20 protein-coding genes are annotated in these 22,943 nt (G+C 55.6%); 13 read left to right on the plus strand and 7 right to left on the minus strand.

Features of this window, described 5'->3' with window-relative positions; all coding sequences use genetic code 11:
• Nucleotides 1-30: 30 nt before the first annotated feature.
• The gene (locus tag AC6I8I_RS01380; protein ID WP_312056331.1) at nt 31-990 is read left to right on the plus strand and encodes a DMT family transporter; all 960 of its coding nucleotides are present in this window, start codon (nt 31-33) and stop codon (nt 988-990) included.
• Between the two features lie 924 nt (nt 991-1,914).
• Here the strand turns inward: AC6I8I_RS01380 and AC6I8I_RS01385 are convergent.
• On the minus strand, nt 1,915-2,310 hold the full coding sequence (locus AC6I8I_RS01385; RefSeq protein ID WP_031375507.1) for a transposase: 396 nt from the start codon (nt 2,308-2,310) through the stop codon (nt 1,915-1,917).
• A 525-nt stretch (nt 2,311-2,835) separates the two neighbouring features.
• Between AC6I8I_RS01385 and AC6I8I_RS01390 the strand changes: the two genes are divergently transcribed.
• Nucleotides 2,836-4,092 carry an oligosaccharide flippase family protein gene (locus AC6I8I_RS01390; RefSeq protein WP_312056332.1) on the plus strand — a complete coding sequence of 419 codons (1,257 nt, stop codon included), beginning with the start codon at nt 2,836-2,838 and terminating at the stop codon, nt 4,090-4,092.
• 8 nt (nt 4,093-4,100) lie between these two features.
• The gene (locus tag AC6I8I_RS01395) at nt 4,101-5,051 is read left to right on the plus strand and encodes an ATP-grasp fold amidoligase family protein (RefSeq protein WP_094122158.1); all 951 of its coding nucleotides are present in this window, start codon (nt 4,101-4,103) and stop codon (nt 5,049-5,051) included.
• A 92-nt stretch (nt 5,052-5,143) separates the two neighbouring features.
• Here AC6I8I_RS01395 and AC6I8I_RS01400 read toward each other — a convergent pair whose 3' ends face one another.
• Together AC6I8I_RS01400 and soxS are read right to left on the minus strand one after the other, a co-directional pair.
• The gene (locus tag AC6I8I_RS01400; RefSeq protein ID WP_046288557.1) at nt 5,144-5,425 is read right to left on the minus strand and encodes a YjcB family protein; all 282 of its coding nucleotides are present in this window, start codon (nt 5,423-5,425) and stop codon (nt 5,144-5,146) included.
• 253 nt (nt 5,426-5,678) lie between these two features.
• Nucleotides 5,679-6,104 (minus strand): superoxide response transcriptional regulator SoxS, encoded by a 426-nt coding sequence (soxS, locus tag AC6I8I_RS01405; RefSeq protein ID WP_031375503.1) that lies wholly within the window; start codon nt 6,102-6,104, stop codon nt 5,679-5,681.
• Between the two features lie 100 nt (nt 6,105-6,204).
• On the opposite strand from soxS, the gene soxR reads away from it, so the two are divergent.
• The 4 genes from soxR to AC6I8I_RS01425 all read left to right on the plus strand — a co-directional run bounded on the left by soxR (nt 6,205) and on the right by AC6I8I_RS01425 (nt 10,904).
• Nucleotides 6,205-6,690 (plus strand): redox-sensitive transcriptional activator SoxR, encoded by a 486-nt coding sequence (gene soxR / locus AC6I8I_RS01410; RefSeq protein WP_312056333.1) that lies wholly within the window; start codon nt 6,205-6,207, stop codon nt 6,688-6,690.
• Between the two features lie 39 nt (nt 6,691-6,729).
• Nucleotides 6,730-7,395 carry a glutathione S-transferase family protein gene (locus tag AC6I8I_RS01415; protein WP_312056371.1) on the plus strand — a complete coding sequence of 222 codons (666 nt, stop codon included), beginning with the start codon at nt 6,730-6,732 and terminating at the stop codon, nt 7,393-7,395.
• Nucleotides 7,396-7,757: 362 nt separating this feature from the next.
• Nucleotides 7,758-9,107, plus strand: a complete 1,350-nt coding sequence (locus tag AC6I8I_RS01420; protein WP_312056334.1) for an NCS2 family permease — start codon at nt 7,758-7,760, stop codon at nt 9,105-9,107.
• A 147-nt stretch (nt 9,108-9,254) separates the two neighbouring features.
• Nucleotides 9,255-10,904 (plus strand): Na+/H+ antiporter, encoded by a 1,650-nt coding sequence (locus AC6I8I_RS01425; RefSeq protein ID WP_312056335.1) that lies wholly within the window; start codon nt 9,255-9,257, stop codon nt 10,902-10,904.
• A gap of 44 nt (nt 10,905-10,948) precedes the next feature.
• On the opposite strand, the gene AC6I8I_RS01430 is transcribed toward AC6I8I_RS01425, so the two are convergent.
• The gene (locus AC6I8I_RS01430) at nt 10,949-11,851 is read right to left on the minus strand and encodes a LysR family transcriptional regulator (protein WP_312056336.1); all 903 of its coding nucleotides are present in this window, start codon (nt 11,849-11,851) and stop codon (nt 10,949-10,951) included.
• Between the two features lie 103 nt (nt 11,852-11,954).
• Here AC6I8I_RS01430 and AC6I8I_RS01435 point away from each other — a divergent pair, with 103 nt between their 5' ends.
• The 3 genes from AC6I8I_RS01435 (at nt 11,955) to AC6I8I_RS01445 (ending at nt 13,762) form a co-directional block, all read left to right on the plus strand.
• Complete coding sequence (locus AC6I8I_RS01435) at nt 11,955-12,380, plus strand: CidA/LrgA family protein (protein ID WP_312056338.1); 426 nt, start codon at nt 11,955-11,957, stop codon at nt 12,378-12,380.
• On the plus strand, nt 12,373-13,074 hold the full coding sequence (locus AC6I8I_RS01440; RefSeq protein WP_312056339.1) for an LrgB family protein: 702 nt from the start codon (nt 12,373-12,375) through the stop codon (nt 13,072-13,074). The genes AC6I8I_RS01435 and AC6I8I_RS01440 overlap by 8 nt, the downstream gene beginning before the upstream one ends.
• Nucleotides 13,075-13,216: 142 nt before the next feature.
• Nucleotides 13,217-13,762 (plus strand): YfaZ family outer membrane protein, encoded by a 546-nt coding sequence (locus AC6I8I_RS01445; RefSeq protein ID WP_031375496.1) that lies wholly within the window; start codon nt 13,217-13,219, stop codon nt 13,760-13,762.
• A gap of 72 nt (nt 13,763-13,834) precedes the next feature.
• Here the strand turns inward: AC6I8I_RS01445 and actP are convergent, their stop codons facing one another.
• The 3 genes from actP to acs form a co-directional block, all read right to left on the minus strand.
• Nucleotides 13,835-15,490 (minus strand): cation/acetate symporter ActP, encoded by a 1,656-nt coding sequence (actP, locus tag AC6I8I_RS01450; RefSeq protein WP_497828249.1) that lies wholly within the window; start codon nt 15,488-15,490, stop codon nt 13,835-13,837.
• A complete protein-coding gene (locus AC6I8I_RS01455; protein ID WP_312056341.1) occupies nt 15,487-15,816 on the minus strand; it encodes a DUF485 domain-containing protein in 330 nt (109 codons plus the stop codon). The genes actP and AC6I8I_RS01455 overlap by 4 nt, the downstream gene beginning before the upstream one ends.
• A gap of 140 nt (nt 15,817-15,956) precedes the next feature.
• Complete coding sequence (gene acs, locus AC6I8I_RS01460; RefSeq protein WP_312056342.1) at nt 15,957-17,912, minus strand: acetate--CoA ligase; 1,956 nt, start codon at nt 17,910-17,912, stop codon at nt 15,957-15,959.
• Nucleotides 17,913-18,497: 585 nt separating this feature from the next.
• Here acs and gltP point away from each other — a divergent pair.
• The 3 genes from gltP to murP all read left to right on the plus strand — a co-directional run bounded on the left by gltP (nt 18,498) and on the right by murP (nt 22,708).
• Nucleotides 18,498-19,799: a glutamate/aspartate:proton symporter GltP gene (gene gltP, locus AC6I8I_RS01465; RefSeq protein ID WP_312056343.1), complete on the plus strand. Its 1,302-nt coding sequence runs from the start codon at nt 18,498-18,500 to the stop codon at nt 19,797-19,799.
• A 567-nt stretch (nt 19,800-20,366) separates the two neighbouring features.
• Entirely contained in the window at nt 20,367-21,278 is a 912-nt protein-coding gene (murQ, locus tag AC6I8I_RS01470; protein ID WP_312056344.1) for an N-acetylmuramic acid 6-phosphate etherase, read from the plus strand.
• Nucleotides 21,278-22,708 (plus strand): PTS N-acetylmuramic acid transporter subunit IIBC, encoded by a 1,431-nt coding sequence (gene murP / locus AC6I8I_RS01475; protein ID WP_312056345.1) that lies wholly within the window; start codon nt 21,278-21,280, stop codon nt 22,706-22,708. The genes murQ and murP overlap by 1 nt, the downstream gene beginning before the upstream one ends.
• Nucleotides 22,709-22,943 lie beyond the last annotated feature (235 nt).

Raw genomic sequence — 22,943 nt, forward strand, 5'->3', positions numbered from 1 at the left:
TGCGCCAGACAAACGATTAAGGGAAAAATTATGCTCGCTGGCGTACTGTTTGCTGTAACCGCAGGTCTGATGTGGGGACTGATCTTTGTTGGCCCGTTGCTGGTGCCGGACTATCCCGGAGCGTTGCAATCGGCTGGCCGCTATGTCGCCTTTGGCCTGATTGCGCTGCCGCTGGCGTGGCATGACCGCCGTCGATTGCAGCGGCTGGTTGTGGCTGACTGGCGGGAAGCGGTAAAGCTTTCGCTGGTGGGCAACCTTCTTTATTACGCCTTTCTCGCCAATGCCATTCAGCGCACTGGTGCGCCGGTCTCGACCATGATTATCGGTACGCTGCCGGTGGTGATCGCCGTCACCGCGAACCTCTGTTACGGTCACCTTGAAGGGCGCCTGCCGTGGCGGCGGCTGTTTCCTGCCTTGATACTGATGGCGGCCGGGCTGGTGTGCGTGAATGCTGCCGAGTTGCAGGCCCATGGCAGCACGCTGGACCCTGGCCGGTATCTCACCGGGATTGTGCTGGCGATGCTGGCCGTGGTGTGCTGGACCTGGTATCCATTGCGTAACGCGCGCTGGTTGCGCACGCATCCTGAACATCGGCCTTCTACCTGGGCTACAGCGCAGGGGCTGGTCACGTTGCCGATGGCGCTGGTGCTGTATGCGCTGGTCAGCGCTCAGCTCGCCTGGCAGCAGCCTGACTTCACGCTGCCGTTTGGGCCGCATCCTCAGGTCTTCATTCCGCTAATGCTGGCAATTGGTCTGCTCTGCTCCTGGCTGGGGACGCTGTGCTGGAATGCCGCCAGCCAGCGTTTACCCACCGTATTGATGGGGCCATTGATCGTTTTTGAAATCCTCTTTGGCCTTTTGTGGACTTTTCTCTGGCATCAAAGCTGGCCGCCGCTGCTGACCGTGGCCGGCATAATTTTTCTGATGGCGGGCGTGCTGTGGGCGATGCGGATAAAACCGCAACCGCTGGTGGTGGCGATCAACGAGTAACGCTGCCAACGGATAATCTTTGTTCTGTCGCGCGATCAGCGGTCCGTGCGGCTTTTTAAGATTAAGTCGCATTCCGATTCGAACGATTTTGCACCCATTTTCACTACGTAATCGATTTCATAGCTCCCACCAGTCCGGACAGACCGCGTCATCTTTCCGCTGCTGACGACAAGCCCAGGCTAAAAAACAGCCAGGGCGGGTCAGAATCAGATCCTTTTTGTTGTATAACGCCGGGGCGGTGGTTGAAATTCATCCATTAATGAGGCGAATTTCGGCCAGATAATGGCGATTATGTGATTAACCCCCTGCTGTTATTGCCCTATGGACCTGAAGAACGGCGACTAAAAACCACTATTAACTTCATTCATTGATAAAAGAGTAAGAGAATTCCGCCGCTGCGTTTTTATTTAAAGGTTAATGTCTGGCATCATTGATGCGCACTCAGGGTGCAAAATGAGTAGGCACATCACGTTAGTGATAAGCATCAATAAACTATTTATCCTGGATTAATCCTGGAGAAAGTTTTGTCAGATAACACTACGGCGCAATTAAAGCGTAACCGCAAAAATGGCGATTAGATCCATCATTAACTTAAAGGGGGAGAGGGTATTCTTTGCGTGATGTTTAAGTCGGCTTAATGAACCTGACTGTAATTAGTTCCGAAGATTAGCCGAGCTTACCGAACAAATGAGAGATCCCAATCCCGTCGAAACGGGATTGGGAGAGGGGAAAGGTGCGTAGAATGCGAGACTTTTGCTGTTGTGAATCAATTTTACCGCAAAAAAAGAAGCTTAGCCGTGAAGCCATTCATTAGTTATAAATGGAGCGGAAAAGGGTGCCGCAATTGTCCTGTTAAATGATCTTCATCTCTTCTGGTAAGAACAAATCTCAGCGTTAAGTCTAAAAAGCGCGGTAGCATTGGGTTTAACGGTTCTCTGTGCCTGACGGATAATGGTAAACACTGCGGCTGATATCTAATAAACGGCAGCTACGACGGGTGCCGATGTCGAAAGTGCTCTGCAGGAAGTCGACGGCCTGACGTTTCTCATTCGTGGTAAAGAAGTTCTTCAGGACGCTTTGCAGCATCTCCTTATCCGAGTTCAGGGTTTGCAGTTCACGGGTGAGATTCTGTAGTTTTTCCTCCAGCTCTTTGATTTTTCTGCCTTCTTCAGAAGACAGCCCAGAAAACTTCTTCTTCCAGCTGTAGAAAGTTGCTTCAGAGATACCCAGCTCTTCGCAAATCTCTCTGACTTTTACGCCCGATTCAGAAGCTTTAATGGCATTTGTGATTTGATCTTCGCTGTATCGTGACTTTCTCATAAATGCTCTTACCTTTCTTATCGATTAATGGATGAGAATGACTTTAATAATTCCTGGCACTGTAAGTTTCTATTAATGCAGTATTAAAGTGTGCGTATTGAATTGCGAAGGTTAAATTAAGATATTTAGAATAAATATCATCATGGGATAAATCTTATTTTATTCCGATCAGGGGGGCGCGCCTTCCTGGAGGCGGTTTTTTGTTATAAATTCATCGCATCCCAAATACGAAAAAATTCTACGTACGTTGGATATTTAGCATAACCGACTTGATTAATTCAGCGGTTATGTCTCATGAAGATTGCACTATTTTCAGCCTGAAATCGTTTCCAGACGAACCGATTCGCGCCAAATATAATAAGAATTATCCTGAAGTTATTCTCCGGATCATGATTTGATTCTCAATTTTCGGACCAGTTTGGTTTGAAGTCTTACATTTTCGCCAGGCCCACTGAGCGCTTATTAATTCGTTACAGGGATGTTGTACCGAAGCGGTTGTAGTTGAGTAATACTAAGGAAGAGTCGATGAAATTGAGCGTAATGTCGAATGCCGCCTGGATGATGTCTGAGAAGATCATCTCCGTGTTTGGCGTCATCTTTGTGACTTCTTACGTGGCGAAATCCTTTGGCCCAACGGTGTTTGGCCAAATGGCGTTTTCAACCTCACTATTTGCAATGGTGCAAACCGTGGCAATCTTTGGCACCGAAACCATTCTGTTTAAGCGTGTCAGTAAAAATGCGTCGAAAGGCTTACGCCTGATGACCATCGCGCGAACCCTGCGCATGGTGCTATTACTGCTCACCTCGGTGCCAGTCTTAATCTGGGTCTGGTACAACATGCAGGAAAACTTCCTGGCATTTGCACTGGCCTCATTTGTTGCCTCAGTTTTTGTCACTCAGGATACGTTCAGCGTTTACAACAATGCGCGTCTTGCCTCGCGTCTGAACACCATTGCCAATGCGGTCGGCATGCTGCTGAGTTTCGCTATCAGCTTCACCGTCGCCTGGCTGCGTCTCAATCCGCTGTGGCTGACGCTGTCGATTGTGGCGGTGACGCTGGTGCCTTACCTGATCAAGCGGCACAACTTTTATCAGGAACATCAGGATCAGATGCCGCCGCGTGAAAAGCGCACCGCCTATCTGCGCTACCTGATGTATGCCGGCCTGCCGCTGGCGATCTCCAGCATCTTTATTTCTGTGCAGGTTAAAGCGGCGCAGATGTTCCTGGCAGGCACCGCCCCGGCGCGCGATCTCGGGCTGTTTGCCGCGGCCAATACCATTTCCGCCTCGTGGATTTTCATCCCGGTGGCGCTGATTACCTCCTGCTTCACTGAAATCTTCAGAGAACGTGGCGAGGTGGCGATCAAGCTGGCCGCGCGGCTCAATGGCTACGTTATGGGTGTTTCATTGCTGATGCTGCTGGTCATTTCGTTATTCGGCGAGCAGATCATTATCGCGTTGTATGGTCCGGAATTTACACAGTCAGGAAGTCTCATAACGTTGCTGTCGATAGCGACCAGCTTTTCGGCAATGGGGACAGTAGCTTATCGCTACATGGTTAAGGAGGGAGGGTTTAACTATCTGCTGAAGAAAATCATTTGTCTGATGGTCATCAGTTTGCCGCTCTCATGGTGGTTGATTCAGGGCCACGGCATCATGGGAGCCGCGTGGAGCGTTTTCCTTTCAGAGCTTTTGTCCCTGACCGTCATGAATTACTTCTTTAAAAACGGCGTCATTCAAAAGATTCAAGTTTCCTCACTCAACTACAAAACCTACAAATGAGGTCCGATATGCTCAAGTTGAAAGAAGAACTCAGAAGAAGTGTGCAGTACTTTATTAAGAAGATGCCCTGGGCGTACCAGGACCGCATCTACTACTTCCACAAGTTCAGAAAGCTGCCCAATCTGCGTCAGCCAAAAGTGTTCAACGAAAAGGTGTTGTACCGTAAATTTGTCTATGGCGATTACCAGAACTATGGCCGCCTGTCGGACAAATATTCGGTGCGTGAATTTATTGCCGAAAAAATCGGTAATGAATACCTGATTCCGCTGGTACACGAAACCACTGACCCGACCACGCTGAACAGCTTACCGTGCTGGAAAGGGACGGTGATTAAGCCGAACCACGCCTCCAACATGGTGGAGATTCTGCTGGAAGAGCCAGACGCGCTGCGCAAACAGCAGATTATTCACGACTGCTACCGCTGGCTGAAGACCGACTTCGCTAACGAAGCACGTGAGATCCACTATCGCTACATCAAGCCGCGCATCCTGGTGGAGAAATACATCGGTGATGGCAAAAGCGCGCCGATTGATTACAAGTTCCACATGTTCAACAAGCGTGATGGCAAGTTCGAATATGTGCTGCAGGTGATCTACAACCGCTGCCAGCCGCTGCTGTCGATGAACTTCTACGTGAATAACCTCAACGAGGCGTTTCACAAGATTCGCGATACCGGCCTGGATGTCTCGCCGATTCTGCCGTCACTGCAACATGCGCTCGATCTGAGCAAAAAGCTGGCCAGTGATTTCGATTACGTGCGGGTCGATTGGTATATCCATGACGAACAGATCTATTTCGGTGAACTCACTTTCACGCCGGGTGCAGGCCTGGTGACCGGATTGGATCGCGGTTTAAACCAGATGATGGGAGATATGTGGATTCAGGACCGCCGCGGAACGCAGAGACCGGGCGTCACAGTGCAGGATGTTAATATCCCTGCCATGTTGAAGAAAGTTTAAGCACACACAGCAATGTAAAAAACCCCGCTAAGCGGGGTTTTTTATTGGCAAAAATCAGGCGATCAACGCAATAGTGTCAGGGTGTCATTCGATCAGGGCATCGGCCATTCAGCAGGCGCCTGACTCATCACGTCGATGAAGGCGTGCTTAGAGATTTCCATGAAGTTATGCACGTTTTCCATGCTCAGGGTAATCCCCATCAGACCGGTGACGAACCAGCAGGTCATGCCTAAACCAATCCCGCCACACATGAACGCCATCACATGGTGACTATCCTGACGCAGTTTGGTTTTCAGGGTGCTGGCGAAAAACATCATTACGGCGCTCAACAATTCCCAACGCATAACAAGAAGACTGGTGGTTAACGTAGCCATCGGCCGGACCTCAATATCAGTAAGTATTCCTGACAGTTTGCGGACATCACCGGCGGCGGAAAAGCGTGTCAGGAAGTGCTTTAGCGCCGTCAACCCAGGTTCATAGTGTGACTTGGGTCACATTATATCACCCGATTTGAAATTTTGAACAAAATTTGACACTGGTATGGCAGGAAATTGTTGCAGATATGAACAGCGGGAAGGGCAAATCAAAGAGGCGATCAGGCACGCCCGAAGACGGGCGTCCTGACAGTTAACGGACCGGGCAGCACTCGCCGGTGGTGCGCTGGGTAAAGCTGGCCATGCTGTCATTGCAGCCGAAGCTCAGCAGGCGAGGGCGCTGAATCGCCTGACGGCGCATGGTGTGACGGTAGGCGGTAGGGGTTTGCGAGAACTGGCGGCGAAACACCCGCGAGAAGGTCTGCTGCGAGTCATAGCCGTACTGCATCGCGATATCAAACACCGGGCGCTGGGTCTGAGACAGCGCTTCGGCTGCCAGCGTCAGGCGGCGTTCACGGATATAGCCGCCAAGCGTCTGTTTGGTGACGGTACGGAACATCCGCTGCAGGTGCCATTTCGAATAACCCGATTTTGCTGCCACTTCATCAATGGACAAACTTTTGTCCAGATTCTGGTCAATCCAGTGCGTCAGGGAATGAATGATCTCTTCTTGCATCATGGCCTCATCCTTCTGGTGCTTAATAAGCGGTAATGGGAGTTTAGTCGTTTTGATGGGATGCGAGTATAATTCCTCAAGTTAACTTGAGGTAAAGAGCCAGATGAAAAAAGATCGCAACTACCCCAAACCGGTATTAACGCCGGGCGAAGTGGCGCGCCGCAGCGGTGTCGCGGTGTCAGCGCTGCACTTCTATGAAACCAAAGGGCTGATATCCAGCACCCGTAACGGCGGTAATCAGCGGCGTTACAGTCGTGATGTGCTGCGACGCGTGGCTATCATCAAAATTGCGCAACGCATCGGTATTCCGCTGGCGACCGTCAGCGACAGCCTTGAGCATATTCCGGCCAATAAGCGGATGTCGGCCCCGGAGTGGGACGCCCTGACTCAGCACTGGCGCGAAGAGCTGGATAAGCGCATCGAAACCCTGACCCGGCTGCGCAACGACCTTGATGGCTGTATCGGCTGCGGCTGTCTGTCGATGCGCGATTGTCCGCTGCGCAATCCGGGCGATCGGCTCGGTCAACAAGGGTCGGGAGCGGTGCTGCTCGATCCGGAACAGGACGGCAACCATCCGGACCCGGAGTGACGTCTATACTGGTGGAAGGTCAACACACAGGGAATCATGATGATCACCGTTCACCATCTTGAGCAGTCACGTTCACATCGGGTGCTATGGCTGCTGGAAGAGCTGGAAGTGCCGTATCAGATCAAACGTTATCAACGCGAGCCGACCATGCTGGCGCCCGACGCGCTGAAAAAAGTGCATCCGCTGGGCAAATCACCGGTGATTACCGATGAAAACCGGGTGGTGGCGGAATCCGGGGCGATTCTCGAATATCTGGAACAGAAATATGACCACGAGTTCCGGCTGAAACTCAGTGACGAAGAGTCGTTGTTGCAGTCGCGCTACTGGCTGCACTACGCCGAGGGTTCGCTGATGCCGCTGCTGGTGATGAAGCTGATCTTCGGACAGATGGGGAAAGCGCCGGTGCCCTGGCTGCTGCGCCCGGTTGGCGCGGCGTTTGGCAAAGGGGTGCAGAAGGCCTGGCTCGATAAACAGCTGCAACCGCATATGAAAATGATTGAGCAGCATCTGGCGGCTAATCCGTGGTTCGCCGGTCAGCGCTTCAGTATCGCCGACATTCAGATGAGCTTTCCGCTGCTGGCCCTGGCGCAACGTGTCGGGATGGAGCAGATGCCAGCCAGTCAGAAGTGGCTGCAAACCGTCCAGCAGCGCGCCGCCTGGCAGCGGGCTATCGATCAGGGCGGTGAACTCTCTCTGCCAGGTTAATCCTCCCTCTGCTGGCACTCCGTTTTTTTTTCGTGCGGTGCTGCCAGCCGTTCAGCGTTTAAAAATGCCTGTAACTTCAACGCCTCAGCCGATGCGGCCAGCCGCTGCCTGGCTGAAAACGGCCGTCACCACCTGATCTTTATGCTGATTAATGTCCTTCCGCCAGTTGAAAATGTGCCGGTAAACGCCGGATAATCGTTTGCCTTTTTATCTGGCGGTCCTTTGACTGCCAACTATCTGCGGCAAGGTAAACGTTTGCCTGGCGGAATTACTCCATCAGCGCAGCCGGATTACCCGCTTATTTCAGGGACAGCGACGGTCGCAGAGCGATCCACACTACAAAAAATCTTTGAGGCTCAACTATGTCAATTGAATCACGCCCGGCCAGTGGAAAACTGGACGCCTGGTTCGCGATCTCGGCGCGCGGCAGCAGCGTGCGTCAGGAAATTCTGGCCGGACTGACTACTTTTCTGGCGATGGTCTATTCGGTGATTGTGGTACCAGGCATGCTCGGTAAAGCCGGTTTCCCGCCAACCGCGGTATTTGTCGCCACCTGCCTGGTGGCCAGTTTCGGCTCCATCCTGATGGGGCTGTGGGCCAATCTGCCGATGGCGATTGGCTGCGCCATTTCGCTGACCGCCTTTACCGCCTTTAGCCTGGTGCTGGGCCAGCACATCAGCGTACCGGTCGCGCTCGGCGCGGTATTCCTGATGGGGTTGCTGTTTACCCTGATCTCGGTGACCGGCATTCGGGCGTGGATCCTGCGCAACCTGCCAATGGGCGTGGCGCATGGCACCGGCGTCGGAATTGGATTGTTCCTGCTGCTGATCGCGGCGGATGGCGTCGGTCTGGTGGTAAAAAACCCGGCACCGGGTTTGCCGGTTGCGCTGGGTCAGTTTGCTACTTTCCCGGTGATCATGACGCTGCTGGGACTGGCGGCGATTTTTGGCCTGGAAAAACGGCGGGTACCGGGCGGCATTCTGATGACGATTATCGCCATTTCGCTGCTCGGGCTGATCTTCGATCCGGCGGTGAGCTACAAAGGATTGTTTGCTCTGCCGAGCCTGCGTGACGCCAGCGGTCAATCGCTGGTGTTCAGCCTCGACATCATGGGCGCGTTGCAGCCGGTGGTGCTGCCGAGCGTGCTGGCACTGGTAATGACCGCAGTATTTGACGCCACCGGCACCATTCGCGCGGTGGCGGGGCAGGCCAATCTGCTGGATAAGCAGGGCCAGATTATCAATGGCGGTCGCGCCCTGACGACCGATTCGGTCAGCAGCCTGTTTGCGGGCCTGGTCGGCGCGTCACCTGCGGCGGTGTATATCGAGTCAGCGGCCGGTACTGCGGCGGGCGGCAAAACCGGCCTGACCGCCATTGTGGTCGGCCTGCTGTTTATGGTGATCCTGTTTATGTCACCGCTGGCCTGGCTGGTACCGGCTTACGCTACCGCACCCGCGCTGATGTATGTCGGTCTGCTGATGCTGAGTAACGTGGCGAAAATCGACTTTAATGACTTCGTCGATGCGATGTCCGGCCTGTTGACCGCGGTGATTATCGTGCTGACCTGCAACATCGTCACCGGCATCATGATCGGCTTTGCCTCGCTGGTGGTCGGCCGCGTTTTTGCGGGTGAATGGCGCAAGCTGAACCTCGGGACGGTGCTGATCGCCGTAGTGCTGGTGGCGTTTTACGCCGGCGGCTGGGCGATCTGACTGATCAACCGGGCGCGCAGCGGTGCGTCCGGAATTTTTCACTTTTTTCCCGCCAGCCGCACGCGTAGCTGACCCTTCAGGCTTCGGTTTGTTTTACACTTTAGCGCTCAACAATGATTGAAAGATAACGACGCGCCTAAGGAAAGCATGGAAATCTTTTTTACTATTCTCATCATGACGCTGGTGGTGTCGCTCTCTGGCGTCGCTGCCCGTATTTTGCCCTTTCAGATCCCGTTGCCGCTGGTGCAGATCGCCGCTGGCGCACTGCTGGCCTGGCCCACTTTTGGTCTGCATGTAGATTTTGACCCGGAACTTTTTCTGGTGCTGTTTATCCCGCCGCTGCTGTTTGCTGACGGCTGGAAAACGCCCATCAGCGAGTTCCTGCATCATGGCCGCGAGATTATTGGCTTAGCGCTGGTGCTGGTATTGATTACCGTGGTCGGCATTGGCTATCTGATCTACTGGATGGTGCCGGGCATTCCGCTGATCCCGGCTTTTGCGCTGGCGGCGGTGTTGTCTCCGACCGATGCCGTGGCGCTCTCCGGCATTGTCGGCGAAGGGCGTATCCCAAAGAAAATCATGTCGATTGTGCAGGGCGAAGCCCTGATGAACGACGCGTCAGGTCTGGTATCGCTGAAATTTGCGGTCGCCGTCGCGATGGGCACCATGGTATTTACCTGGGGCGGTGCCAGCGTCGAATTCCTGAAAGTGGCGATTGGTGGTCTGATCGCCGGTGTAGCGGTCTGCTGGCTGTACGGTAAATCGCTGCGCCTTCTCAGCCGCTGGAGCGGTGACGACCCGGCCACCCAGACCGTGTTGCTGCTGCTGCTGCCGTTCGCCTCTTACCTGATTGCGGAACATCTCGGCGTGTCAGGTATCCTGGCGGCCGTCGCGGCGGGGATGACCATCACCCGTTCCGGCATTATCCGTCAGGCACCGCTGGCGATGCGCCTGCGCGCCAATAGCGTCTGGCAGATGCTGGAGTTCGTGTTCAACGGCATGGTGTTCCTGATGCTGGGCCTGCAGCTGCCGGACATTCTGCAAACCTCGGTGGATCAGGCCAATGCCGATCCCAACGTCGAGCTGTGGATGCTGTTCGCTGATATCGGGCTGGTCTATCTGGCGCTGATGCTGGTGCGTTTTGGCTGGCTGTTTATCATGCAGCGCTTCAGCAAACGCCTGCTGAAGAAGAAGCCGCTGGAGTTCTCCAACTACTCGCTGCGTGAACTGCTTATCGCGTCCTTTGCCGGCGTCCGCGGGGCGATTACCCTCGCCGGTGTGCTGTCGATTCCGCTGTTCCTCAGCAACGGTGATCCGTTCCCGGCGCGTTATGAGCTGGTGTTTATCGCCACCGGGGTGATCCTGTTCTCACTGCTGGTCGGAGTGGTGATCCTGCCGATTCTGCTGCGCGGTATTGATACCATTGATAAAGGTGCGCATCGTCGTGAGCTGCAAAATGCCCGCGCGGTAATGGCCAGCGTGGCGATTGAGAGCCTGCATAAGATGGAAGCGCGACTGGAAAAAGAGTCGGACCAGAACATCGATCCGGAACTGCTGAAAGAGGTGAGTCTGCGGGTGATCGGCAACTTACGCCGCCGCGCTGAAGGGAAAAACGACCTTGAGCACGCGCTGTTCGCGGAGAACCTGGAGCGCCGCTTCCGCCTGACCGGCCTGCGTGCCGAACGGGCCGAGGTCTACCATCTGCGCGCGACCCAGCAGATCTCCAATGAGACGATGCAGAAACTGCTGCACGATCTCGACCTGCTTGAAGCATTACTGATCGAAAAAGAAGAGTAAGCCTCTGCCGGCCCGCTGCACCGCCTGTGCAGCGGGCCGCCGGTTCAGACCGACAGGCGCGGTACCTGGTCTGGCCAGTGTTCGCGGCAGCAGGCGATCCACGCCTGGGCGCTGCGCGACAGATAGTTACCTTCACGCCAAATCAACCCAAGACTCCACTTCAGCTCCGATTCCAGCGGTAGCCACAGCAGTGACTGTTTATCCAGTCGCTGACAGATGGGTTCCGGCAGGATCGCCAGCCCCATCTCCGCCTGCACCATCGCCGCCAGAAAATCCCACTGACCGCTGCGAACCGCTACCGTTGGCGTCAGATTCTGACGCTGAAACGCCTGCATCAGCTGTCGGTTCAGCGAAAACTCCTCATTAAAAATCAGCAACGGATGCTGCGCCAGTTCGGCCAGCCCAATCTGGCGGCGACTCAGCCACTCTGGCCGACGCGGCAGCAGCACGCACAGCGGGTGATGCATCAGCGGCAGAGTATTCAACGGCAGTTCTGCATCGACCGGCAGCGCCGTCAGGGCGATATCAAGGCTGCCGGCCAGCACCGCCTGCTGCACGGTCAGGCCGCCGAACTCAGAGATTTTCAGCTTCACGCCGGGATAACGACGGCGAAAGGCGGAGATCGAACCGGCAATCTGCATGCCGACCATTGGCGGAATACCGAGCCGCAGTTCACCGGTCTTCAGCTGGTTAATGTCGCCGATCTCCGCCTCAAGCTGATGGAACTCCTGCAGAATCGCCACGCCACGCTGATAGACCGCCTGGCCGCTGTCGGTCAGGTGCAGGCGACGGCCATCGCGCAGGATCAGGGTACAGCCCAGCTCTTCTTCCAGCTGGCGTAGCATCTTGCTGATGGTCGGCTGGGTGACGAACAGTTTTTGCGCCGCGCGGGTGAAACTCTGCTGGCGTACCACTTCGGTAAAGTAACGCAGGGCACGAACGTCCATAACTATTCCTTTTCGGCATGATTCCAATAATATTAATTCATTTTTTTCACCTTCTGTCGGCGATTTATACTGTCCTCCTGAATTTAAACGGGGAGAAAAGGCGATGGCATTCGCAATCAGTTCACGCAGACCCAGCCGGCTGCACTGGCTCAGCCTGCCGCTTCAGCTGGGGTTGTACATCGGCGTCTTTGTCGCCTGCGAGCAACTGGTCAACTGGCTGCACCTGCCGCTGCCCGCCAATATTGTCGGCATGGTGCTGATGCTGGTGCTCATCGTCACCCGGATCGTGCCGCTGAGCTGGGTTAAAGCGGGCTCCCGCTGGTTACTGGCCGAGATGCTGCTGTTCTTTATTCCGGCGGTGGTGGCGGTGGTGAATTACGGCGACCTGCTGCGGGTGGACGGCTGGCGCATCTGCGTGGTGATTGGCGTCAGCACACTGCTGGTGCTGGCCTCGACGGCGCTGGTGGTTGATCGGCTCTACCGCTATGAAATCGCGCGCGCTGCACGTAAGCAGGCCAGCGATGCGTGATCTGATCATCAGCCTGTTGTGCGTGGCGGTGACGCTGCTGGTCTACGCGCTGAATAAACGGCTTTATCGCCGCTGGCGCACGCTGCTGCTGATGCCGCTGGTGATGACGCCGGTGGTGCTGGTGGCGCTGCTGCTGCTGACCCACATCAGCTGGCAAGACTATATTGCTGAAAATCACTGGTTACTGTGGCTGCTGGGTCCGGCGACGCTGGCGTTTGCGGTACCGGTGTATGAGAACGTAGCCATCATTAAACGCCACTGGCTGTCGCTCAGCGCTGGGGTGCTCACCGCCACGGTGGTCGCGGTGTGCAGCTCAGTATGGCTGGCGCGTCTGTTAACGCTGCCGGAGTCGATTCAGCGCAGCCTGGCGGTGCGCTCCATTACCACGCCGTTTGCGCTGGCGGCGGCCGGGCCGATTGGTGGCCAGCCAGATCTGGTGGCGCTGTTCGTGGTGATCACCGGCGTGTTTGGCATGGCGGTCGGCGATGTGCTGTTTCTGCGGATCGCCATTAAGCAGGGCGTGGCAAAAGGGGCAGGATTAGGTGCCGCCTCGCACGGTGCCGGTACGGCACGCGCCTATCAGATGGGCCCACAGGAGGGTGTGGTGGCCAGCCTGGTGATGATGCTGTCCGGCGTTGTTACCGTGGTACTGGCCCCGCTGATTGGCCACCTGATGTGGGCAATACCGGCGTAACCGGCGCGTCGTGCTGCCAGCCGTGGCGCGACACCGGACCGGTGACACGTATTTTTACGTAAAGCTTGCTAAATAATGTTGTCTCCGCGTTTCAGACTGTTAACCTTGCGGCCGAATTAATTGTCCTTCACGGAGTGGAATCATGTTTAAGCAACTTGTTACCGGGAGCGCACTTGGCCTCGTTTTACTGAGCGGTGCCGCTCAGGCAATCGAAGGCAGTGTTGACGTCAGCGAGCACAACACCAACCTGAATGTCGGTCTCGGCACCACAACCCCAGGCCTGTTTCTGAAAGGCAACTGGCTGCGCAGCGACCATGACGGCAGCACCTACGGTGCCGGTCTGGGCTACAACGTTGATTTCGGACCTCTGCGTCTGGCGCCGACCGCAAAAGCGATCTTCACCCATCCTGAAGATGGAAAAGATGGATTTGCGGTGGCGCTGGGTGGCGCAGCGCAATACAACTTCAACAGCATGTGGGGTCTGTATGGCGAGTATTACTACGCGCCAGAATCTTTCACCGATCAGCTCGACAGCTATCAGGAAGCAGGCGGTGGCCTGAGCTTCACCCCGATTTCACTGCTTAACCTGCGCGTCGGTTATCAGTACATCGAGCTGAACAACAAAGATGGCCGTAAAGATAACGTGCTGGTCGACGGTCCGTACGTCGGCGCATCGCTGCGTTTCTGATTCTGCTGATGCAGAAAAAGGGCGGCACCCTGTGGGGTGCCGCCCTTTTTTTATCTCGCGCTTAACTGAAAACTAGTGCGCTCTGCCCTGATCGATGCCGGAGCCGGTCTGCGAACGGATAAACTGCATCCGGAAGCGTGAACGCTCCTCCGCGCCCTGCTGCGAATGATCGGTCACTGAGAACAGCCAGGTGCCGATAAACGCAATCGCCATGGAGAACAGCGCCGGATACTCATACGGATAGATCGGCTTAGCATGACCCAGCACCTGTACCCAGACCGTCGGTCCGAGGATCATCAGCAGCACGGCGGTAAGCAGCCCCAGCCAGCCACCGACCATCGCCCCGCGCGTGGTCAGCTTTGACCAGTACATCGACAGCAGAATAATCGGGAAGTTACAGCTGGCGGCTATCGAGAAGGCCAGTCCGACCATGAACGCGATGTTCTGCTTCTCAAACAGAATGCCCAGCGCAATCGCCACCACGCCCAGTACCAGCACGGTGATTTTAGAGACCCGCAGCTCATCACGTTCGCTCGCCTGGCCTTTACGGTAGACGCTGGCGTAAAGGTCGTGTGAGACCGCCGAGGCACCGGCCAGCGTTAAGCCCGCCACCACCGCCAGAATAGTGGCGAAGGCCACCGCCGAGATAAAGCCGAGGAAGGTACTGCCGCCCACCGCGTTAGCCAGATGCACCGCTGCCATATTGGTACCGCCAATCAGCGCGCCGCTGGCATCTTTAAAGGCTGGATTCGCGCCGACCAGCAAAATCGCACCGAAGCCGATAATAAAGGTCAGGAAGTAGAAGTAGCCCATAAAGCCGGTGGCCCAGAACACGCTTTTACGCGCCTCTTTGGCATCGGCCACGGTGAAGAAACGCATCAGAATATGCGGCAGGCCGGCGGTACCAAACATCAGTCCCAGACCGAGTGACAGCGCCGAGATCGGATCCTTCACCAGCCCGCCCGGTTGCATAATCGCAATCCCTTTCGGATGGACCGCCATCGCTTCGGTAAACAGCGTATTGAAGCTAAAGCCGGTGGTCTTCATGACCATCACCGCCATAAAGGTGGCACCAAACAGCAGCAGCACCGCCTTGATAATCTGCACCCAGGTGGTGGCCAGCATGCCGCCAAACAGCACATACATCACCATCAGAATGCCGACCAGTATTACCGCCACGTGGTAGTTGAGGCCAAACAGCAGCTGAATCAGTTTACCGGCACCGACCATCTGGGCAATCAGATAGAGCGCCACCACCACCAGCGAGCCGCAGGCGGAGAGGGTACGGATCGGTTTCTGCTTCAGGCGATACGAGGCGACGTCGGCGAAGGTGTAGCGCCCCAGATTACGCAATCGTTCAGCAATCAGAAACAGAATCATCGGCCAGCCGACTAAAAAGCCGAGCGAGTAGATCAGACCGTCATAACCGGAGGTATATACCAGCGCCGAGATGCCAAGGAACGAGGCGGCAGACATAAAGTCGCCTGCCATCGCCAGCCCATTCTGAAAGCCGGTAATATTACCGCCCGCGGTGTAATAGTCGCTGCGCGAACGGGTACGCTTCGACGCCCAGTAGGTAATGCCCAGCGTGGCCCCGACGAAAATCACAAACATGACGATCGCCTGATAGTTAACCGCCTGACGCTGCACCGCGCCGGTAATCGCATCGGCGGCCAGCGCCGAAAACGGCAGCAGCGCCGCCAGCATCCATAAGCAGAGACGCATCATGATTTCACCTCGCTCAGGATCGCTTTGGTCAGCCGGTCAAACTCGCCGTTGGCGCGCCAGACGTAAATGCCGGTCAGCACAAACGACATGACAATCAGTCCGACACCGATCGGAATACCGCGGGTCACGTTGGTTCCTGGGTACAGTGGCGTACCGAGCCAGCCAGGAGCAAAGGCGATCAGCAGGATAAAACCGACATACAGCACCAGCATGATCAGTGACAGCAGCGTGGCGAACGCCTGGCGCTTACGGACTAATTCATGAAAGCGGGGATTACGTTCAATCTGTTGATAGATTGCATCCTGTTTCGAAAGGGCGTCATTCATCACATTTTCTCCAGAGGTCTTGCAGGCATAAACCTCACGCCAGAGCGCGGGTTCGGCTGGTAATTTTATTTGTGACTACAGAAACACACTGCGTAGGGCGGGCAGGGCGGGAAATGATCTTCCCGCCGGATAAGGTGCGCTTAAGGCATTTTGATCGACTGTTTCTCCTCAAGCAGTTTTTCCACTACGCCAGGATCGGCGAGAGTAGAGGTATCGCCGAGATTGCTGGTATCACCGGTGGCGATTTTGCGCAGAATACGGCGCATGATCTTGCCGGAGCGGGTCTTCGGCAGCGAGTCGGTCCAGTGCAGTACATCCGGGGTGGCAATCGGGCCGATCTCTTTGCGTACCCAGTTACGCACTTCGGTATAGAGTTCGGGCGACGGCTCCTCGCCGTGGTTCAGGGTGATGTAAGCGTAAATCGCCTGGCCTTTAATGCTGTGCGGTATACCCACCACGGCGGCTTCAGCAATTTTCGGGTGCGACACCAGCGCCGACTCAATCTCGGCGGTGCCAAGACGGTGGCCGGAAACGTTGAGCACGTCATCCACACGACCGGTGATCCAGTAATAGCCATCCTCATCACGACGCGCGCCGTCGCCGCTGAAGTAGACATTTTTAAAGGTGGAGAAGTAGGTTTGTTCAAAGCGCTCATGGTCGCCATACAGCGTACGGGCCTGACCCGGCCAGGATTCGGTGATCACCAGATTGCCTTCACAGGCGCCTTGCTGCGGCTGGCCTTCATTATCCACCAGCGCCGGTTGTACCCCGAAGAACGGTTTAGTGGCCGAACCCGCCTTGAGTTCGGTCGCGCCCGGCAGCGGGGTGATCATGAAGCCGCCGGTTTCAGTCTGCCACCAGGTATCGACGATTGGGCAGCGGCTGTTGCCGATTTTCTTGTAGTACCACTCCCAGGCTTCCGGGTTAATCGGTTCGCCGACTGAACCCATGATGCGCAGGCTGCTGCGGTCGGTACCCTCGATCGCTTTATCACCTTCGGCCATCAGAGCGCGGATCGCGGTAGGCGCGGTATAAAGCAGCGTCACCTTATGTTTATCCACCACTTCCGCCATGCGGCTCGGGGTTGGCCAGTTCGGCACCCCTTCAAACATCAGGGTCGTCGCGCCACAGGCCAGCGGACCGTAAAGCAGGTAGCTGTGGCCGGTGATCCAGCCGACGTCGGCGGTACACCAGTAGACGTCGTCCTGATGGTAATCGAAGACAAATTTAAAGGTGGTTGCCGCGTAAACCAGATAGCCGCCGGTGGTGTGCAGCACCCCTTTCGGCTTACCGGTCGAGCCGGAGGTATAAAGAATAAACAGCGGATCTTCCGCTCCGACTTCGGCTGGAGAATGGTTGGTGCTGGCATTCAGCATCAGCTCATGCCACCAGCGGTCACGACCTTCGACCCAGCCGATATCATTGCCGGTGCGCTGGAACACCACCACGTTTTTCACGCTGGTGACGTTAGGGTTTTTTAACGCATCATCGACGTTCTTCTTCAGCGGAATGCTGCGACCGGCACGCACTCCCTCATCGGCGGTAATCACCAGCGAGGCACTGGAATCAACGATCCTGCCGGCCACGGCTTCCGGCGAAAAGCCGCCGAAAATTACCGAATGGACAGCACCGATACGCGCACAGGCCAGCATCGCCACGGCGGCTTCCGGCACCATTGGCATATAGATCGCCACCACATCGCCTTTCTTTACCTTGAGCAATTCCAGCACGTTGGCGAAACGACAGACTTCAGCATGCAGCTGGCGGAAGGTCAGGGTTTTGCTCTCACTGGCGTCGTCGCCTTCCCAGATAATCGCCGGGTGGTCGCCACGGGTCTGCAAATGCCGGTCAAGGCAGTTTGCCGCCAGATTGAGCGTGCCATCTTCGTACCAGCGAATGTCAATGTTGCCTGGCGCAAATGAGCAGTTTTTCACTTTGCTGTAGGGCTTGATCCAGTCGAGGATTTTGCCCTGTTCGCCCCAGAACGTATCTGGATCGGCGACAGATTGCTGATACATCGACTGATACTGTTCAGCGGTAATCAGCGCGTTTGCTGCAATATTCTCTGGAACAGGATGTTTATGTATTTGGCTCATGGCGGATCTCCTTGAAGTTGTTAATGATATGTCAATCAATGGTTAATTAAAGCCCACCATGAGGCTTTGTTTCTTTTTTGCGCCGTAGATCACGCCCTCAACAGCGCACACAATAAGGGGGTCATCAAGCAGGAATCAGCGATAAGTCCCTGCTTGATATAGGGAATAAAGGTGTAACTTTTTGTGTTTGGCTGTGTTTAAAAAGCGAGCAAACGCGCCGGGCGAGTTTTTGCGCGATCCTGCATAGCTATGCGTTAATTCATCGAACTAATACTTTTCATAACAGCAGGTTAGGGATTTGCGGCTGGCGCAGCATTTTATGCTACTCAGATGGTGAAGTTTTAAACGAAGACGCCAAGGGTTGCATTTACCACAGTGAAAATGGTACTTATCTCGCCCCTGTTCTGCAGGTATCAACTCAGACCGCGTCTGAAAATGGGTATGGGAATCATCAGATTTTCGTGCGAGGCGCTGTCTCCAAACACCCTCTAATTTACCGGGCTTTTTGCTCACTTCCCTGTGTGTATTGTCTTCTGCACCTTCGCAGTAGAGAGAAACGGGTTTTGACTGAGGAAATTACGCGTTATGAAAGGTTTTAAAATCAGCCTTGCCTGGCAGATTCTGATAGCCCTGGTGCTTGGCATCGTTGTGGGTGCCGTGCTGCATAATCAGCCAGACGATCGTGAATGGTTAGTCACCAATATTCTCAGCCCGGCGGGCGACATCTTTATTCACCTGATAAAGATGATTGTGGTACCGATCGTGATCTCATCACTGATCGTCGGCATTGCCGGCGTCGGCGATGCCAAAAAGTTGGGGCGCATCGGCGTCAAAACGATTCTCTACTTTGAAGTGATCACCACCCTTGCCATTGTGGTCGGGATTACCCTGGCCAACGTATTTCAACCCGGCACCGGCATCGATATGTCAACGCTGGCAACGGTGGACATCTCTAAATACGAAGCCACCACCGCAGAAGTGCAGGGCGGTCCGCACAGCCTGGTCGCCACCATTCTGTCGCTGATCCCGCAGAACATTTTCGCCTCGATGGTGAAAGGTGACATGCTGCCGATTATCTTCTTCTCGGTGCTGTTTGGCTTAGGCCTGTCATCGCTGCCGTCAGAACAGCGCGATCCGCTGGTGAACCTGTTCCGTGGCATCTCTGAAACCATGTTCAAAGTGACGCACATGATCATGCGTTATGCGCCGGTCGGCGTGTTCGCCCTGATTGCCGTCACCATCGCTAACTTCGGCTTCGCCTCGCTGTGGCCGCTGGCTAAGCTGGTGCTGCTGGTCTATGCGGCGATTCTGTTCTTCGCTTTTGTGGTGCTGGGCGGGGTTGCGCGCTTCTGTAAGCTGCGTATCACCACGCTGATGCGCATTCTGAAAGATGAGCTGATTCTCTCGTACTCCACCTCCAGCTCAGAGACGGTACTGCCGCGCATCATGCAGAAGATGGAAGCCTACGGCGCGCCGAAAGCGATCACCAGCTTCGTGGTGCCGACCGGTTATTCGTTTAATCTTGATGGCTCAACCCTGTATCAGAGTATCGCCGCCATCTTTATCGCTCAGCTGTATGGCATCGATCTGTCGCTGAGCGACGAGATTATTCTGGTGCTGACGCTGATGGTCACCTCGAAAGGCATTGCTGGCGTACCAGGCGTCTCCTTCGTGGTGCTGCTGGCGACGCTGGGCAGCGTCGGTATTCCGCTGGAAGGGCTGGCGTTTATTGCCGGTGTCGACCGTATTATGGACATGGCGCGTACTGCCCTGAACGTGATTGGAAACGCCCTGGCGGTACTGGTCATTGCCCGCTGGGAAAACCAGTTCGACGCCGAACAGGCGAAAGAGTATGAACTGCAACTGCGCACTCAGACCGCCAGTTAATCGCACTGCTTAATAAAAAAGGCTCAACGAAAGTTGGGCCTTTTTTGTTTCCGGCAAATGACTGTGACCGGTTCAACCGCACACCTTACCTGACACCTGACACCTGACACCTGACACCTGACACCTGACACCTGACACCTGACACCTGACACCTGACACCTGACACCTGATACCTGATACCTGATACCTGATACCTGACCTTGTCTCTTCTCTTTTCAAAAGCGATCCAAAAGTCCGCGGGAAGAGCAGGTTCACCCGAAGAGTAAAGCGTCCCACGCCAGGGAAGGCGTGGGCCGAGCGTCAGGGATGACGAATGCGTCTTTACGATCGGGTGAATCTTCTCTGCCCCTGCACCCGGCGTGAAGCACGCACGCTTCTGGCTCACACCTTCAGGGTCAGATGCATCACTAAATCCCATCACCCAACCTGAAGCGAACACCCGCCAGCCAGAATCCCCGCTTTATTTGATCCCTATTCGCATCCATGCAAAAAAGATCTCACCCATGAATTAATCATTCGTTATGATGAGTCATATATTGAATAAATTATTCCTATGCGGAGCCTGTTATGAAAATTGACCTCAGCCAGATGATCACCGAAGGCCGTAATCCTGCCAGTCAGAACATTGACGAGCTGTCGACCGAAGCGATGTTGCGCGTCATTAATGACGAAGATAAGAAGGTGGCGCTGGCGGTTGAAGCGATTGTGCCGCAGATAGCCGACGCGGTTGACGCCATCAGCGCTGCGTTTCAGGCCGGTGGACGCCTGATCTATTGCGGTGCAGGAACGTCCGGGCGACTGGGTATTCTGGATGCCAGCGAGTGTCCGCCGACCTTTGGTACGCCGCGGGAACAGGTGGTTGGACTGATCGCCGGCGGCCATCGGGCGATTCTACAGGCGGTAGAAAATGCTGAAGATAACCGGGCGCAGGGCGCACAGGATCTGCGGGATATCAACTTCAGCCGCGAGGATGTGCTGGTCGGCATCGCGGCCAGTGGCCGCACGCCTTACGTCCTTGGCGCGCTGGAGTATGCCGGTCAGCTCGGTGCCACCACCGTCGCTCTGACCTGTAATCCCGACAGCCCGATGTCGCAGGCCGCGGCGATTGCCCTGACGCCGGTCGTGGGACCCGAAGTCGTCACCGGCTCGTCACGCATGAAGGCGGGCACCGCCCAGAAGCTGGTGCTTAACATGCTGACCACCGGGGCAATGATCCGCAGCGGTAAAGTCTACGGCAACCTGATGGTAGATGTTGAAGCAACTAATCAGAAGCTGGTACAGCGCCAGGTGAACATCGTCAGGCAGGCAACCGACTGTGATGAGGCGACCGCCAGCACTGCACTGAGCGCCTGTGGCGGGCACTGCAAAACGGCCATTCTGATGGTACTGGCCGGGCTGAGCGCTGATGAAGCGCAGGCGCTGCTCGCACAGCATCAGGGCTTTATCCGCCATGCCCTTCAGGCAGCGGGAGCACGCTGATGGCGAAAATTACCGATGCACTATTACGCGACATTTTGCAGGCGGTCGGCGGGGCGCAAAATATCGCCAACTGCGGCAACTGCATGACGCGACTGCGGCTGACGCTCAATCAACCTGAACGGATCGATCTCACCCGGCTGAAAAGCCTGCCGGGTGTGCTGGGGGTGATCGACAGTGACGCCCAGTTGCAGATTGTGCTCGGCCCCGGCAAAGCGCAGACCGCAGCAGAAGGGATGCAGAACTTACTGGCACAGGGTGAAGCACCTGCGCTCAGCGAACTGGCCGCACAGCACAAGCAGCAGATGAAGGCTAAACAGACCAGCGGCCTGCATCAGTTTCTGTCGCGCTTCGCCACTATCTTTACTCCGCTCATTCCCGGCTTTATCGGCGCGGGCTTACTGCTGGGATTTGCCACTCTGCTTGAACAGAGTCTGCACCTGAATGCGCCGGGCGAGCACGCGCCCTGGCTGCTGCACAGCGTGGCGTACATGAAAGTATTCGGCAAAGGACTGTTCACCTTCCTCAGCATCCTGATCGGCTATAACGCCCAGAAAGCCTTTGGCGGCAGCGGGGTGAATGGCGCGATCATCGCCTCACTGTTTGTTCTCGGCTACGTCCCGACCGCCACGGTCGGCTACTACAGCGGGATGGAAAGCTTTTTCGGCCTGACTATCGACCCGCGCGGCAATATTATCGGCGTGCTGCTGGCGGCCATTATCGGGGCGTGGATTGAAAAGCAGATCCGCAAAATCATCCCGGATAATCTGGATATGATCCTCACCTCGATGTTTACCCTGTTGATTACCGGTGCGATTACTTACCTGCTGATCATGCCGCTGGGTGGCGAACTGTTTAAAGGGATGTCCTGGCTGTTCATCCACCTGAATAACAACCCCTTTGGCTGCGCGCTACTGGCCGGGCTGTTCCTGATCGCGGTGATGTTTGGCATTCATCAGGGCTTTATTCCGGTCTACTTCGCGCTGATGGAAACCCAGGGATTCAACTCACTGTTCCCGATACTGGCGATGGCCGGGGCAGGCCAGGTCGGCGCTTCGCTGGCGCTGTGGTGTAAGGCAGAAAAAGGGGCGCTGCTGCGGGCGCAAATCAAAGGGGCGATTGTGCCGGGGCTGCTCGGGGTGGGCGAACCGCTGATTTACGGCGTCACGCTGCCGCGACTCAAGCCGTTTATCACCGCCTGTGGCGGCGGGGCGCTGGGCGGTTTCTTTATCGGCCTGGTGGCGTGGCTGGGCTTACCGATCGGCATGAACACCGTGTTTGGCCCGTCGGGTCTGGTCACGCTGCCGCTGATGACCTCCAGCCAGGGCATTTTTGCCGGCATGGCAATCTATCTGGTGGGGCTAATGGTGGCATGGGTCGGAGGATTCCTCCTGACCTGGTGGTTCGGTACCCGTAATGTGGATCTCAGCTGAGCCGGGAATACCGCCGGGTCGCTACCCTCCAGTGACGCTAACGAATGACATGACGCGAAAATGTGAAAGCCGCTGCAAAGCGGCTTTTTTATTACCACTAATTTAACAGAATCGCTAAAGAGAGTAGGAAAGCATGCCGAAAACATAAAAAAAGGTAATCGTTATTTATTCGCCCAACGCTTCCGCGCTGACAGCATCACCCCCAGCGTGCAGGAGAGTGGGTCTTCAAGGACTT

The organism is Pantoea sp. X-Soil-YNGN-775 (assembly GCF_059730575.1).